The organism is Nocardia sp. NPDC002869, assembly GCF_046764065.1.
Lineage (GTDB): Bacteria > Actinomycetota > Actinomycetes > Mycobacteriales > Mycobacteriaceae > Nocardia > Nocardia rhamnosiphila.
In genome coordinates, this window is the sequence record NZ_JBKOOL010000160.1 from 1 (window position 1) to 13359 (window position 13359).

General features: G+C 70.5%; 17 protein-coding genes. 10 read left to right on the top strand and 7 right to left on the bottom strand.

The genetic code is table 11. The features are described from left to right. Positions 1-51: 51 nt before the first annotated feature. Complete coding sequence (locus ACLML9_RS23475) at positions 52-387, bottom strand: RNA polymerase-binding protein RbpA (protein ID WP_030519040.1); 336 nt, start codon at positions 385-387, stop codon at positions 52-54. 416 nt (positions 388-803) lie between these two features. On the opposite strand from ACLML9_RS23475, the gene ACLML9_RS23480 reads away from it, so the two are divergent. Beyond that, entirely contained in the window at positions 804-1127 is a 324-nt protein-coding gene (locus ACLML9_RS23480; protein WP_030519041.1) for a hypothetical protein, read from the top strand. Here ACLML9_RS23480 and ACLML9_RS23485 read toward each other — a convergent pair. Next, complete coding sequence (locus ACLML9_RS23485; RefSeq protein WP_411947552.1) at positions 1078-2187, bottom strand: hypothetical protein; 1110 nt, start codon at positions 2185-2187, stop codon at positions 1078-1080. The two genes, ACLML9_RS23480 and ACLML9_RS23485, sit on opposite strands and share 50 nt — an antisense overlap. A 106-nt stretch (positions 2188-2293) precedes the next feature. After that, on the bottom strand, positions 2294-3007 hold the full coding sequence (locus ACLML9_RS23490; protein WP_036512018.1) for a M23 family metallopeptidase: 714 nt from the start codon (positions 3005-3007) through the stop codon (positions 2294-2296). A gap of 183 nt (positions 3008-3190) precedes the next feature. Between ACLML9_RS23490 and ACLML9_RS23495 the strand changes: the two genes are divergently transcribed. Then, a complete protein-coding gene (locus tag ACLML9_RS23495; RefSeq protein WP_411947553.1) occupies positions 3191-3514 on the top strand; it encodes an ArsR/SmtB family transcription factor in 324 nt (107 codons plus the stop codon). A gap of 9 nt (positions 3515-3523) precedes the next feature. On the opposite strand, the gene ACLML9_RS23500 is transcribed toward ACLML9_RS23495, so the two are convergent. Continuing rightward, the gene (locus tag ACLML9_RS23500; protein ID WP_411947554.1) at positions 3524-4504 is read right to left on the bottom strand and encodes a glycosyltransferase family 9 protein; all 981 of its coding nucleotides are present in this window, start codon (positions 4502-4504) and stop codon (positions 3524-3526) included. A gap of 677 nt (positions 4505-5181) precedes the next feature. Here ACLML9_RS23500 and ACLML9_RS23505 point away from each other — a divergent pair. Next, positions 5182-5622, top strand: coding sequence for an ABC transporter substrate-binding protein (locus tag ACLML9_RS23505; protein ID WP_411947555.1), 441 nt, complete (start codon positions 5182-5184; stop codon positions 5620-5622). Next, on the top strand, positions 5619-5780 hold the full coding sequence (locus ACLML9_RS23510; protein ID WP_411947556.1) for a hypothetical protein: 162 nt from the start codon (positions 5619-5621) through the stop codon (positions 5778-5780). The genes ACLML9_RS23505 and ACLML9_RS23510 overlap by 4 nt, the downstream gene beginning before the upstream one ends. Positions 5781-6018: 238 nt before the next feature. On the opposite strand, the gene ACLML9_RS23515 is transcribed toward ACLML9_RS23510, so the two are convergent. Next, the gene (locus ACLML9_RS23515) at positions 6019-6831 is read right to left on the bottom strand and encodes an SDR family NAD(P)-dependent oxidoreductase (protein WP_411947557.1); all 813 of its coding nucleotides are present in this window, start codon (positions 6829-6831) and stop codon (positions 6019-6021) included. Between the two features lie 105 nt (positions 6832-6936). On the opposite strand from ACLML9_RS23515, the gene ACLML9_RS23520 reads away from it, so the two are divergent. Continuing rightward, entirely contained in the window at positions 6937-7539 is a 603-nt protein-coding gene (locus tag ACLML9_RS23520) for a TetR family transcriptional regulator (protein ID WP_411947558.1), read from the top strand. Here ACLML9_RS23520 and ACLML9_RS23525 read toward each other — a convergent pair. After that, positions 7536-8519, bottom strand: coding sequence for a phosphatase PAP2 family protein (locus ACLML9_RS23525; protein WP_411947559.1), 984 nt, complete (start codon positions 8517-8519; stop codon positions 7536-7538). The two genes, ACLML9_RS23520 and ACLML9_RS23525, sit on opposite strands and share 4 nt — an antisense overlap. Before the next feature lie 236 nt (positions 8520-8755). After that, complete coding sequence (locus ACLML9_RS23530; RefSeq protein WP_411947560.1) at positions 8756-9352, bottom strand: TetR/AcrR family transcriptional regulator; 597 nt, start codon at positions 9350-9352, stop codon at positions 8756-8758. A gap of 75 nt (positions 9353-9427) precedes the next feature. Here ACLML9_RS23530 and ACLML9_RS23535 point away from each other — a divergent pair, with 75 nt between their 5' ends. The 5 genes from ACLML9_RS23535 to ACLML9_RS23555 all read left to right on the top strand — a co-directional run bounded on the left by ACLML9_RS23535 (position 9428) and on the right by ACLML9_RS23555 (position 13326). Continuing rightward, positions 9428-10669: a YbfB/YjiJ family MFS transporter gene (locus ACLML9_RS23535; protein WP_411947561.1), complete on the top strand. Its 1242-nt coding sequence runs from the start codon at positions 9428-9430 to the stop codon at positions 10667-10669. Further along, positions 10669-11343 carry an alpha/beta fold hydrolase gene (locus ACLML9_RS23540; protein ID WP_411947562.1) on the top strand — a complete coding sequence of 225 codons (675 nt, stop codon included), beginning with the start codon at positions 10669-10671 and terminating at the stop codon, positions 11341-11343. Before ACLML9_RS23535 ends, ACLML9_RS23540 begins: the two co-directional genes overlap by 1 nt. A gap of 52 nt (positions 11344-11395) precedes the next feature. After that, the gene (locus tag ACLML9_RS23545) at positions 11396-12235 is read left to right on the top strand and encodes a hypothetical protein (RefSeq protein WP_411947563.1); all 840 of its coding nucleotides are present in this window, start codon (positions 11396-11398) and stop codon (positions 12233-12235) included. Between the two features lie 325 nt (positions 12236-12560). Further along, positions 12561-12896, top strand: a complete 336-nt coding sequence (locus ACLML9_RS23550; RefSeq protein WP_030519061.1) for a hypothetical protein — start codon at positions 12561-12563, stop codon at positions 12894-12896. An 82-nt stretch (positions 12897-12978) separates the two neighbouring features. Continuing rightward, on the top strand, positions 12979-13326 hold the full coding sequence (locus ACLML9_RS23555; RefSeq protein WP_411947564.1) for a hypothetical protein: 348 nt from the start codon (positions 12979-12981) through the stop codon (positions 13324-13326). Positions 13327-13359 lie beyond the last annotated feature (33 nt).

The window sequence follows — 13359 nt, forward strand, 5'->3', positions numbered from 1 at the left end:
CCGGATATCCGGCGGGCACGGCCTTGCTGTGCCACTTCTGGTCGTCCGGGCTCAGCCCCGGCGACGGGTCTTGAGCAATTCCAGCCGCTCCTTGAGCAGTTCCTCGAGCTCATCCTTGCTGCGCCGCTCGAGCAGCATGTCCCAGTGCGTGCGAGGCGGCTTCACCTTCTTCGCCTCCTGCGTGGTGCCCTCGATCAGCACACCTTCCTGGCCGTTGCGGCACAACCAGGTCGGCGGGATCTCGGCGTCGTCGGCGAACGGAACATCGAACTCTTCACCATTGTCGGTCCGGTACCGGGCGATCCGGCGGGGAGCCAGATCATGGTCGCGGTCGGTTTCGTAGCTCACCGCTCCGAGCCGGCTGCCCCGGAGTACGCGATCTGCCATCTGTACAGGTCCTCTCTGTGTTGTCGGCGCGTTGCCGCGCGCGGGTCCGCGGTGCCCTGCCGCGGGGCTCCGGAACACCGGAGCGGAAACACCGAGGGTGTATCCGCTGCGGGGCACCGGAACCCGCGCCGGGGTGCGAACCGATGGGTCGACCCCTTGTTGTTCTGCTACCGCGACCTGGTGGGTCGCGTTCGCCGGCCGTTGTCGCCCGCCGACCGTTCGGGTCACGTACGCGGGCCGTTGTCTGTGCCACGAATCGGGGATTCGTGCCGGTCCAGGCCGTGCGCCCTGTTCATGTCAACGTTCGTCAGGGTCTTTCCGTTCCCAAGCCTTGTAATTGTACGGGGTTCGGCGAAAGGGCCCCGCGCGGTGTGCGGTGTGTGCCGCTGCGCGAGTTCCTATTAGGGTGTCGGGTCATGTCGCGCCGGTTGGAGTCGTGCCTGTGGTGTGGTCGGGAAATAGTGGATTCGGAAGCGGGGCGGCGGCGCCGCTACTGCCGACAGTCCTGCCGCCAGCGCGCCTATGAGCATCGCAACAATGTGAAGGGCACTGGGATCCCCGCCGATTCGGTGGTGCTCAGTGCCGCCGAGGCCACCGCCCTGGCCGACCGGTGGTTCGCCGCGCGCTGCGCGGCCGAGGATGTGGCGACGGCGGTCGACGAGGGCGCCGACCGGGACGAGCTCGCGCGGCTCAGCGCGGTTCTGGTCGAACTCGCCCGGGACGCCGAAAGGTTGCGCTGACCTGCGTCGAATCGTGCTGTGCGCGCGGCGGCGAGATCGTCTCGCCGCCGACTGCCGGGGTGGACCCGACGCTGACCGCGGCGAGGATCGTGACCGCGACGCCGAGGCCGAGCAGCACGAGCAGGGTGGCGGTATCCGGGTGCAGTAGCGGTTGTCCGCGCATCGCCTGCCAGAAGGTGATCGCCTGCAGACCGCCCCAGCCCAGGATCACCACCCCGATCAACCTGCTGCGGGTCCGCGCCGGGCGGAGCCGGGGGGAGCGTCTGGCGCACCAGGCGAGGACCACCACCGCGGCGAGTACCACCTGGATTCCGTGCAATCCGACGAAATGGGGAATGCGCAGGTCACCGCCCAGGGTGCTCCAGTGGGTGATCGGCATACCCGGCACCGCGTCCGGTGCGCCGACGGCCTGCCGGGTTCCGGCGTCGACCACGGTGTGCCCGGCGGCCAATTCGACCGGCCGGCCGTCCGCGGTGCGGGTGAGCTGGGTCCCGGTGAAACCCATGAGGTATCCCAGTGCCATCGAGACCACACCCATCGCCAGCCCGCCGCGAATCGCCCACACTGTGGGCCGATCCGCGCCGGGACGTATCGAAACGATCACGGCGATCAGCAGATTCGCGAAAAAGAGACCCGGGACACCCGAGGCGAAGATCATCTGCCCGATTTCGTTGACCGGGTCGGTTTCGGTGTTGAAATGGCTGAAGGTGCCCCGCGCGGCCTGGACCACGATGAATCCCACATCCACGACCGCGGTGACGGAGAACACGAATCCCAGCCACCAGGTCACTCGACTGCCGCGGTGGGGTAGCGACAGCAGCCAGGCCAGGGTCAGCGAGTACAGCACGAACGCCAGCCCGAATTCGACCGGTTTGAGCCAGACCGATTCGCCGAGCAGGACGCGGTCGTCGACGACCATCGCGATCAGGCCGGTAAACACCAGACCGGCCATTGCCGCGGAACTGAGCAGCAATGGCCGGTGCAGGCGTCCGATCACCCGACATGGATCGGAAGTCGTGGGGCGTCCGGGAGCCGGGACGCCGGGGAGCAGGGGGGACATGAACCGACGGTAGGAACGGGGGTCCGGCCGCCGCGTCCCACTACGGGACTGGGTGCGGCCGGTACCCTGGTATGCCGGGGGCCGTCGGCTCGGCCGGGGGTAAGGGTCAGCCGGGGTTGTTCAGGACGAGACCGCGACCGGCGAGGTAGGGCAGCGGGTCGACCGGGCCGATACCGGGCTGGTGGACCTCGTAGTGCAGGTGCGGTCCGGTGGACTGGCCGCGGCTGCCGACGGTGGCGATCACGTCACCGGCCTGTACCTGCTGGCCGACCGAGACGAGAATATCCTGCATATGGCCGTAGACGCCGACGCTGCCGTCGTCCTGCTGGACGCGGACCCACAGGCCGAAGCCGGTGGCCGGGCCGGCCTCGATCACGACACCGTCGGTGACCGACCGGATGGGTGAACCCATGTTCGCGGCGAAGTCGATGCCGTTGTGGTTGGTGCCCCAGCGTGCGCCGAAGCCCGAGGACACGACGCCGTCGGCCGGTTGTACCGTGGTTTGGCGCGGCGGCTCGAAGAACGGGAAGGACACCGGAGCGGGCTGATTGTCGCCGGCCGCCTGATGCGGGGCCCACGCGGCGGGGTCGTGCGAGATCGCGGGCCGCTCGGCGGGTGCGCGGTCGGCGGGGTCGGCCGGCGCCTCCGAGACAGCGGCTACCGGGGTGATCTGTTCGTTATCGGAATCGGCTCCCGCGGCGAAGAGCGCGAAACCGGCGCAGAGGGCTGTCGAGGTGGCGACAACCTGTGTCGTGATGGGGCGACGGCCGATCGACGACACCGTGAGCTTACGGAAAGGTAACGGAAGGGTCACGGGCATGGTTACAAGCTAGGGGACCGACACGCCGAGTCAGCAATTGTGTGGCAACAGTCACGAGATCATATATTCCCAGGTCATGCATTACCGTCCGATAACGGAACCGGGAATTTCGCCCGCCGAGCTGCGCAAGTGAGACATTGATCTAGTTTGACCGAAGTGTGCCAGAAGATCGACACTGTTTCAGTGGTCGCTAACAGAGTTGCGCCGCTGGTCGCCCTGGCAGACCCCACCAGGCGCGCGATATTCGAGGCGTTGCCCGCCGGGCCGCGCTCGGTGGGCGAGCTCGCCGCCCAGGTCGGGATCACCAGCTCGGCGGTATCGCAGCATCTGCGGGTACTACGGGACGCGCGGCTGGTGATGATGCGGCCGATGGGCAACCGCCGCCTCTACTCCCTGGACCCCCGGGGTCTCAGCGATGCCCGCGACTACCTCGACCAGTTCTGGCAGAGCGCCCTGGCCGCCTACGCCGCCGCGCTCAGCGAGGCCGCGAACCGGGACAACCGGTAGCGCCGGCCCTCAGCCGACCCGGCGGTACGCCGGGCTGCCGGTCACGCCCGCTTCGCCGCGGCGTTTGCTCAGCTGCCGGTCGAGGGCCGCGATCACCTCGGCCGACCCGATCTGCAGCAGGCCGGGATCGGTGGTGGTGGCATGACGGTCGCCGATGCGCCCGGCCCACAGCACCTCGTGCCGGGTCAGCAGGTGCCGCGGCGGCCCGCCCTGATCCGGGGCCGTGGGGCCGAACAGTTGCACAGTGCGGGTGCCGAAGGCGGTGGCGAGATGGGCGACGCCGGTGTCACCGCACAGGACCACGGAGGCCTCGGCCACCGTCGCCGACAATTCGATCAGGTTCTGAATACCGGCCAGCACCCGGTGGCCGGACAGTCCGGCCCGGGCCGCGATCCCCAGCGCGTTCTCCCGGTCGCTCTCGTCACCGGTCAGCACGACCTCGTGGCCGAGTACCAGCAGATGCCTGATCACCGCCGCGAATCGGTCCGCGGGCCAGCGCCGGGCGGCCGCGCTCGCGCCGATATGAACGACCACGCTGTCGCGATGACTGGTGGCGGCCACCGGCGGCACCAGGCCCAGATTGCGCCGATCCGCACCGATTCCGTCGAATTCGAGCAGATGACACCAGCGGTCGATCGGATGATGGGCGGGCTGCCAATCGGGTCCCGGGATCTCCGGGAACGCCGGATCCCGGTACGTGAGGATACGTTCGGCCCCGGTCTTGCCGAGTTGCACGATCGGGGCGGCGCCGGCGCCGTGCAGGTTCACCGCCAGTTTCGGCGGCGGCCCGTCCCAGCGCAGGACCTGCGGATCGGCGATGGGCACGAACTCGTCCACGCAGGCGATCACATCCACGATGGGACGCAGGCGGTGCGGCGCGGCCAGCACGAGATGATCGGTGCGGCGGGCCCGGCGCAGTGCACGTAATGCCGGAACAGCGGTGAGTAGATCACCGAGACCGCGTGCCTGAAGCACGAGAACTACCGACACCCGACTCTCCTAGCCACCTGTTGCCCGTTGTGCCGCCCCTCCCGAACCGTCCTGGCGAGGACGGACCACGACGAGAGCATTTCCTTGGATGACTACCACCTGGTACCCGGCGGCAAACGTGGGCCGGTGGCGGCCTGGATCACACGCTGTGCGTTCGCCCGGCGTGGCCGTACCGTCCGTCACCTGCCGGGACGGGTATCGCGCGGGGCGAGACGATGGTCACCCGCGGGGCGCTTGGGTAATGTGACCGCTGTTCGTAGGGCGCTGGACCAGGTGGACCTGGCCGGCAGTCGCGCGATCGATGACCGCACCGTCGAGATCGTGCTGAAGCGGCCGTCGTTCTAGTTCCTCATCGCACTGTCGGGGTACGGCACCAAGATCGTGCCGGACGGCGCCGCCGATTTCACCCGCCCGGTGGGCACCGGGCCCTTCGTCTTCGAGTCCTTCGAGGCCGGCCGGCAATTCGCCGCACCTTAACGAGAACTACTGGGACGGCGCGCCCGCCATCGGACAGTTGCGGATCGTGAGCGCGGAGGCGGACGCCCGGGTGAACGCGGTGCGCGGCGGCGAGATCGACTATGCCGACAACCTCACGCCGTCGGCCGCGCGGACGCTGGCGGGGCACCCCGGCATCACGCTGGTGTCCACCCCCCGGGAGCGGAATCCATTTCTTCGCCATGAAGACCGACCGGCCGCCGTTCGGCAACCCGGATGTCCGGCGCGCCGTCATGCGGATGGTCGACCGCGCGGAACTGGTGAAGGTGGCGTTCGAAGGTCAGGGGGAGGTCGGCAACGATGTCTTCGGTGAGGGCTACCAGTACTACGCCGATCTGCCGCAGCACGAGTACGACCCCGACGAGGCCGGTCGGCTGCTGCGCCGGGACCGGGGTGCGCGAGCCGAGTTTCGATCTGTTCACCGCTCCGGTCGCCTACGGGTTCGTCGAAGCCGCCCGGCTGTTCGCCGAGCAGGCCGCCGAATGCGGAGTCCGGGGCGAACGTGGTGCTGGGTTCCGAGGACAGCTACTACACCGATGCCCTGCGGACAGGACAACTGCAGCGTGCCGCACTGGCACGGGCACTGCTGGCCCGTCCGCGGTTGCTGCTGTGCGACGAAGTGACCACCGCGCTCGACGAACCCACCGCCCGCCGCGTCCTGGACCGGTTGGACGACTACCGCGCCCGCAGCGGTGCGACAGTGGTGTCGATCAGCCACGATCTGCGCGGCCGGCTCGCTCGCTGCGATCGCATCGCGGCGCTGGACCGCGCGGATCGCTGAACTCGGCCCGCCCGCGGACCTGTTCGCAGGCCCCCGGCCCGGAGATCCTGTCCCGGCTGATGCGGGCCACCGTCGAGCGCACGGGTGACGCGGCGGGTGATCCGCCGGCCGTGCGGAGTGCGGGTGAGCCGGAAACTGTCGCCCCCGCCCGCCACACCAGGTAACGGTGCCGCCCCTGATTCCCAGGGTGAGGCCGTACCGGGTGTCCGGACCACGATCGGGGTGGACAGCCCGCCTCTCACCGCGGCGGGTCTTCGGTCGCGCCGATGAGCCGGCGCATCATCCGGTCCGCTCCCAGCACGGCCGCGGCGCGATCGGGGTCGCTGCGCCGGGCCGCGAGCCGTTCATGGGCGCCGATGACGTGGACCGGGCCCCGGCCGAGTGCCGCGAGACCTTCCGTCGCGACCTCGTCGGGTTCGGAGACCGGCATTCCGGGGATGTCGAAGTCCATGCCCACTCGCTGCATCGCCGGGGTGCGGGTGACCCCGAGGACGAGTTCGAGGACGTCCACGTCGTGTTCGCGCAGTTCGAGCCAGAGACCTTCGGCGAAGATCCGGCCGAATGCCTTCACTCCGCCGTAGACCGCGTGCCGCCGCGATCCCAGATAGCCGGCCAGCGAACCCACCAGCAGGATCCCGCCGCGCCGCCGGTCGCGCATCGCGGCCCCGAAGCCGGCGATCAGCGCGAGCGGGGTGGTGATGTTGAGTTCGACGACGCGCTGGAAGGCCGCTGGGTCACCGTCGAGGAACTCGGCGCTGTGGGTGTTGGCGCCGGCATTGTGGACCAGCAACCCGACCTCGACATCGGCGACCGCGTCGAGCACCGCCGCCGTGGCGTCCGGGTGGGTGAGGTCGGCGGCCAGGGTGCGGACCGTCACGCCCAGGGCCCGGCACTCCGCGGCCGTGGCGTCGAGCGGACCGGCCCGCCGGGCCACCAGCAGCAGGTGGATACCGGATTCCGCGAGCTGCCGGGCGAACGATCGACCCACGCCTTCGGAACCGCCGGTGATCACGGCCCACGGGCCGTAGCGCCCGGGATCGACAGGGGTCATAGCTGGGTCTCCATTCGGAATTCGGGATCGGACCAACACCCAGTTCTACAACCGGCGGCGCGGAAATACTAGAGTGAATTCTAGTTTTACGAACGGAGGTATCCAGTGCCGCGGATCGCCGAACCCCGGGAGCCGGGCCGGCCGACCACCACGTCCCAGCGCGAACGCCGGCGTGCCATCCTGCGCGCCGCCGCCCGGCTCGGTGCCGAACAGGGCCTCGAACACGTTCAGATGTCCGATATCGCGGCGGCGGCCGGCGTGGCGCTGGGGACGCTGTACCGCTATTACCCGTCCAAGCATCATCTCTACTCGGGCGTACTCGAATCGGCCGTCGCGGACCTGCCCGTTCCGGAGGCGATACCGGGTGATCCGGTGGGTGCCGTGGCCGACCTGCTCGAATCGGCGGTGACCGGGCTGCTCCGGCGCCCGCTGCTCGGCCGCGCCATGCTGGTGTCGGCGAATGCCGTGCGCTCGGCCGGGCCGGTGGCGGTCGACACCACGCTGCGTGACCGCATCCTCGCCGCCGCCGGTATCGGTGTAGCGGACGAGGCGGACCAGCAGCTGGCCCGGCTCGCCGAACAGTGCGCCTACGGCATCCTGACCTGGGCCACGGCGGGTCAGCTGAGTGCGGAACAGGCGGTGGCCGATATGCGCCGGGCCGCCACTCTGCTGCTGGAACCCTGGGCATCCCGCGGTCCGGCCGGCTAGCCGCCGCGGTCCCCGCCCGGTGCCGCGACCGTGGGCGCCGGGGCCGGTCCGGCCGGTGCGCGGCGCCGCTCCCAGACGGTGGCCAGCCCGATCGCCAGCCCGACGTACACCCAGCCCAGCAGCACATCGATCACATAGTGCTCACCGCCGTAGACCAGGGTGAAACCCATTGCCACGGGGAAGGCGGCCAACGGGACCCGCCACCACCAGTACTGGGCCCACGGCCACAGCGCGATCGTGACCAGCAGTGCGAAGCCCGCGTGCAGCGACGGGATCGCGGCGACGGGATTGCTGTGTGCGGCCAGCCAGTCCGCGCCGATATCGACCGAGTACAGCCGGAACCCGAAACCTGTGCTCCGGTGGATCTCGGCCGGGATCACCCCGGCGCGGGCGGCGTACCAAGGCGGTGCGGCGGGCAGCAGGACATAGGTCACCAGACCGAGATAGGACAGCAGCAGGATCCGGCGCATATATTTCGACCAGCGCTCCCGTGACAGGACGTAGAAAATCGCGGCGACCAGCCACGGCACCAGGAAATGGCTGGTGTAGACGAGGCCGGTGAGTACGGTCCACCAGGGCCGCCCGCCGTCACCGTCCAGCTGCTCCTGCAACCACACCGTGGGCACCGCCCCGCCGAACAGGGCGCGTTCCACCACGACCGGTTCGTGGACCCGCAGCGGCATCCCGAGGGTGTTGGCGATACCGCGGGTGTGGTCGTAGACGACCAGCGCGGCGATCAGCGGAACCCAGTCGACGAGAATGCGTACCTGGTCCCGCCACGGACGATCCGGTGCGAAGGCCGCGATTCCCACGACGATCCACAGCGCCTGATAGATCCGCTGGGTCGGCGGCCCGAAGAGCACGGTGACCACGAGAAGCGCGAGCAGATACGCCGACCACACCCCACTGCGCAGCAGCCTGCGATGCCGTTGCGCGGCCGGTACCTCCATGGCGGGCGCACCCATGCCCACAGTTTTCATCAACCGACCCGGAGTGGCGGTCGCGACCTGCGGAAACGACGCATGATCGAGACCGCGGCATCGGGCCGCTCAGCGCGGGATGAACGTGCCCCGGTAGGCCGCCGCCGGGTGCGATGCGGGCAGCCGGTCGCGTCCGGTGGCCCGGCTGTAGCGGCTGCGCAGCCGCGCGGGGTCGCCCACGGTCGGCTCCGACGACGGATACCTACCGCGCAGAACGGCCGGTGCGGGGGCGGTGATCAGTCGTGGTGCCCGGGAGCGGCCGCGTGCAGGAGGGAGAGCGCGGCGGCGCAGGCTTGTTCGCGGATGTGGTCCGGGCCCCGGTGTGCCGCCACCGCGGTCGCACCCTCCATCAGGAAGAGCAGCCGGCGGCCCAGGTCGCCCGGTGCGGCGGAACCGGCCCGGACGGCGATATCGGTGAACAGTGCGAGGCACCGGTCCAGATGCCGGGCCGTGATCGCCCGGACCTCGGGGTCGTAGTGCTGGGTCGCGGCGTTGATCATGGCGCAGCCGCGGAAGTCCGGTTCGAGGTACCACTCGCCCAGCGCCCCGAAGACGGCGGCCAGGCGATCCGCGGGGTCGGCGCCCGCCGTCGCGGCCGCCGCGGTCAGCCAGGCGATCACCCGGTCGCTGCGTGCTTCGAGTACGGCGTGCACGAGCCCGTCCTTGGTGCCGAAGTGCCGGTACAGCGTCTCCTTCGAAATTCCCAGGCGCTTGCACAGTTCGGCGACACCGACACCGTCGATTCCGCGGTCGTAGAGCAGCGGAGCGGCGGCGTCGATGACGGCGGCCCGGGTGCGGGCCGGATCGATGGTGGAGCCCTTGGCTACTGGCACACATCTAATGGTACCGATTGGTTCGATGCACTGCTATCCTGTGATGGAACTGATCGGTACCATCTAGGGAGTTCCATGTCGGAAGCCGTCGGCGTCCCACCGCGCCGGGTCCGGACGCGTACGGAGATCCCGCCGTCCGGCAGCCGTGGATCGCCGGCGCCCGCGGCGCCGGGACCGGCGCTGCGGCAGGCGGTGTGCCTGGCGTTCGGCACCGCATCGGCACTCGGATTCGCCCGTTTCGCCTACGGTCTGCTGCTACCGGTGATGCGCGACGAGCAGGGCTGGAGCGCGGCGGCCGCCGGGATACCGGCCACCGCGAACGGCCTCGGCTATCTGTTGGGGGCGTTGGTGACGCCCCTGCTCACCCGGCGCCTCGGCGCGACATGGGTTTTCCGCGGCGGTACGGTGCTCACCGCCGCGGCGCTGGCCGCCACCGGTAGCGGCGGCGACTACCTGCTCCTGCTGATACTGCGGGCCGCCGCTGGCGCCGCGGGTGCGGCGGTGTTCATCAGCGGTGGCGTCATCGCCTCCCACCTCGCGGTGCGGACCGCCTCGGGTACGCCCATCACGGTGTACTTCGCCGGGACCGGACTGGGAATCGTCCTCAGCGGTATCGGCCTTCCGCTGACGGAGAGCCACTGGGAGCTCGCGTGGTTCGGCCTCGGTGCGGCCGCGGCCGTGGCCGCCGCGGTGAGCTGGCCCGCCGGCGGTGAGCCGGTTCCGATCGCCCCGAGCGCGGGGTGCGTGCGGTGGCGCGCGCTGCGGTCGGCCGTGCCGGCCTATGCATTGTTCGCGGCCGGGTACATCACCTACATCACCTTCCTGTCCGCGTACCTGTCGGGCCGGTCGGCCTCGACCGCCGAGGTCGTGGGCGTATGGGTCACCGTGGGACTCGGGGTGCTCATCGGACCCGCGCTGTGGCGCCGGCCGATCGCGCGCCGGCCCGGTAATCGGGTCCTGGCCGGCGTACTGGCCGCGCTGAGCGGCGGCGCGGCGCTCACCCTGATCTCCCCGAACCCCGCGGTCACCGTCACCGCCTCGGCGGTCTACGGAGCGACGTTCATGACCGTTCCCGCGGTCGTCACCGCCATTGTCAAGAACCACACCCGGCCCGCGGATCGGGCCCCCACGCTCGCCTTCTGCACCGCTGTCTTCGCGGCCGGGCAGACCGTGGGCCCCTGGGCCGCCGGCGCGCTCGCCGATCACCTCGGTGCCACCGCGCCCGTGTGGTGTACGGTCCTGCTCTGCGGCCTCGGCTCGATCGTCGCGGCGGCCCGGCCTCTTCCCGGCCGAACCCCGAAGGAGAACGAACACTGATGGCGACATTCGTCCTGATTCCCGGTATGTGGCACGGCGGGTGGTGTTTCGAGGGCATCACCCATCGGCTTCGCGAAGAAGGGCACCGGGTACTGCCGTTGACGCTGACCGGGGTCGGTGAACGCGGCCACCTGCGCGGTGCCGGCGTGAACCTCGACACCCATATCGAGGATGTCACCGCGACGCTGGCGGCCGAGAACGTCCGCGACGCGATACTCGTCGGCCACAGCTACGGAGGCATGGTGATCACCGGGGCGGCGGACCGCGCGCCGGATCGGGTCGCGGCACTGGTGTATGTGGACGCCATGGTCCCCGAACACGGCGACTCCTGCTGGGATCTCGCTTCGGAGCAGGAGCATCGGTGGTACCTGGATGTGGTGGAGACCGGCGACGCCGTCCGGCCGCTCCCGTTCTTCGACCCCAGGGCCACACCGCATCCGCTGGCGTCGGTCCTCCAGCCGTTGGCGCTGAAGGGCGACCTCGCCCACATCCGGAGCCGGACCTACGTCTACGCCGCCGGATGGGAAACGCCCTCACCGTTCACCGGCGTGTACGCGCGCCTGGGCCGGGACCCCGGGTGGACCACGTACGCGCTGGACGGTGGGCACAACCTGATGCGGGACGATCCCGAGGGCCTGCTACGGATCCTCCGCGGCACGATCGAGGCGCGCTGACCGCTCGCGCGTACCGGCCCGGGCACTCCCTGCGCGGCTGGGCTCGGGCGGTATGAGCCTGGGCGAGGTGGCCGCCGACCTGTACGGGCTGGCGCCCGCGGAGTTCGTCGCCGCGCGTGACGCCCGCGCCGGTGCGGCCAAGGAAGCCGGGAATCGGGAACTGGCGGCGGCGATCACGGCCCTGCGCAAACCCACGGTCGCGGCGTGGGCGGTGAACGCACTGGTGCGTGCGGCGCCCCGCGAGGTGGACTCCCTGGTACGGCTCGGCGCCGAACTGCGGAGGGCGCAGCGGCAACTGTCCGGTGCCCGGCTGCGCGAACTGACCCGGCCACGCCGGCAGGTGGTCGACGCCTTGGCCGCACGGGCGGGCGAGGTCGCCGCCGACCAGGGCCGGCCCGTTTCCGAGGCGGTACTGCGTCAGGTGAGCGAGACGCTGACGGCCGCCCTGGCCGATTCCGATATCGCCGAGCAGGTCCGCGCCGGCACCCTGGCCACCGCGCAGAGCTATGCGGGCTTCGGGCCGGCGGAGCCGGATCTGTCCGTGGTCCGGGACACGCCGAAGGCCGCCGGTGCCGAGACCCGGCGGAAGAAGAAGGCCGCCGAGCCCACCGAGGCCGAACACGCGCGCGCCGAGGCGGACCGGCAGCGCGCGGAGGAAGAACTGCGCGCCGCGGAAACCGCCGCGCGCGAGGCCCTCACCGCCGCCGAGAAGGAAGCACAGCGCGCGGCCGAACACCTCGAGGCCACCACCGCGCGGCTGACCGAACTCCGCGACGAACTCGCCGCGGTGGAAGACCGGCACCGATTCGCCCGCAATGCCGAGCGCGCCGCCCGGGAGGCGGTCCGGGCGGCGACGGCCGAACTGGAACGGGCCCGGCGGCGTCAGCGCTGACCCGGCCGCCGAGGGTTCGGAGTCGAGTGCGTCGCGGTGGGGCGACGGCCCGTGCCGCTCCGGTCGTCACCAGGCGAAAAGGGGCGTGGGCGGGCTTCGCGCGGCGGCGACGGGGCTTGGGCCGCTGTCCTGTTCGTATCGGCTGGTCAGAGGGTATGCCGGACGGCGGAGCCGCGGCGGTGCGCGGCCCGAACATCCAGCGGGCCCGCATTTTCCGCAGTGGATACCGGCGCGTCGGCGGGGGCACCGGCGGCCGTTCGGCTGTAATGGTCGGCGCTCGATCGGTTTCCGTGTGTGATGTCCTCCCGTTCAGGAAGGTTCTCGTATGCGTCGTTTCGTGATGGCTCTGGGTTCGGCCGCGATGGCGATAGCGGTGACATCGGCAGTGGACAGTAGCGCGCACGCCGCGAGCGGGCAGGTCGCACTACGGTGGATCGCCGACGGGAGCCGGGTGGAGAAGGTCATCGACAACCCCAGCGGCTGTATCGATCTCAGCGCGGTCGGGGTCGTCGGCCGGGTGTCGGTACGCAACCTCACCGACCGGAAGGTCAAACTCTGGAACGGTATCGGCTGCCGCGGCACCTACGGCGGTGGTATCGAACACGGCGAACACAACGGCCGGTGGGGCTTCCCCGACTGGAGTATCTACATCTCGTCCTGATCCGGGGCGGCACCCGGCGAACCCCGCGTGAGCGGAGGCGTTTTCGGGGTATCCGGCACATGAGACCCACTGGAGGTGTTGTGTGAAGGCCGAAGACGAGGGCAGTGCGCCCGGCTCGGTGAGCCCGTTCAATCCGGCGGACCCGCTCGACCCGGCGAGCCCGGTGAATCCGGCGAATCCGGTGGACCCCCAGGACGCGCTCAACCCGGCGGGCACGGTGGTGCCGGTGGTGCCGATTGCCGACGAGCAGCCGATGCGGACCTGGCTGTGGCCCACGCTGCTCATCTTCGGCCTGATGGTCGGGGGGGCGCTACTGGTGATGATCCTGGTGAGCACCGCCGATTTCGGTGAGCAACCGGCGCAGGTGACTCCGACCCCCGGGCAGTGCCAGACCTTCTGCACGACCACTGTCGTGCCCCCCGAGCGCTGACGGCCGGCGGGGGGAAACACCCCGGGGGTCCCC

Excerpts from the sequence above, each read along its gene's own strand:
- ACLML9_RS23475 (WP_030519040.1), bottom strand. The coding sequence starts at position 387 with ATGGCAGATCGCGTACTCCGGGGCAGCCGGCTCGGAGCGGTGAGCTAC.
- ACLML9_RS23480 (WP_030519041.1), top strand. The coding sequence starts at position 804 with ATGTCGCGCCGGTTGGAGTCGTGCCTGTGGTGTGGTCGGGAAATAGTG.
- ACLML9_RS23485 (WP_411947552.1), bottom strand. The coding sequence starts at position 2,187 with ATGTCCCCCCTGCTCCCCGGCGTCCCGGCTCCCGGACGCCCCACGACT.
- ACLML9_RS23490 (WP_036512018.1), bottom strand. The coding sequence starts at position 3,007 with ATGCCCGTGACCCTTCCGTTACCTTTCCGTAAGCTCACGGTGTCGTCG.
- ACLML9_RS23505 (WP_411947555.1), top strand. The coding sequence starts at position 5,182 with ATGAAGACCGACCGGCCGCCGTTCGGCAACCCGGATGTCCGGCGCGCC.
- ACLML9_RS23515 (WP_411947557.1), bottom strand. The coding sequence starts at position 6,831 with ATGACCCCTGTCGATCCCGGGCGCTACGGCCCGTGGGCCGTGATCACC.
- ACLML9_RS23525 (WP_411947559.1), bottom strand. The coding sequence starts at position 8,519 with ATGAAAACTGTGGGCATGGGTGCGCCCGCCATGGAGGTACCGGCCGCG.
- ACLML9_RS23535 (WP_411947561.1), top strand. The coding sequence starts at position 9,428 with ATGTCGGAAGCCGTCGGCGTCCCACCGCGCCGGGTCCGGACGCGTACG.
- ACLML9_RS23540 (WP_411947562.1), top strand. The coding sequence starts at position 10,669 with ATGGCGACATTCGTCCTGATTCCCGGTATGTGGCACGGCGGGTGGTGT.
- ACLML9_RS23545 (WP_411947563.1), top strand. The coding sequence starts at position 11,396 with ATGAGCCTGGGCGAGGTGGCCGCCGACCTGTACGGGCTGGCGCCCGCG.
- ACLML9_RS23550 (WP_030519061.1), top strand. The coding sequence starts at position 12,561 with ATGCGTCGTTTCGTGATGGCTCTGGGTTCGGCCGCGATGGCGATAGCG.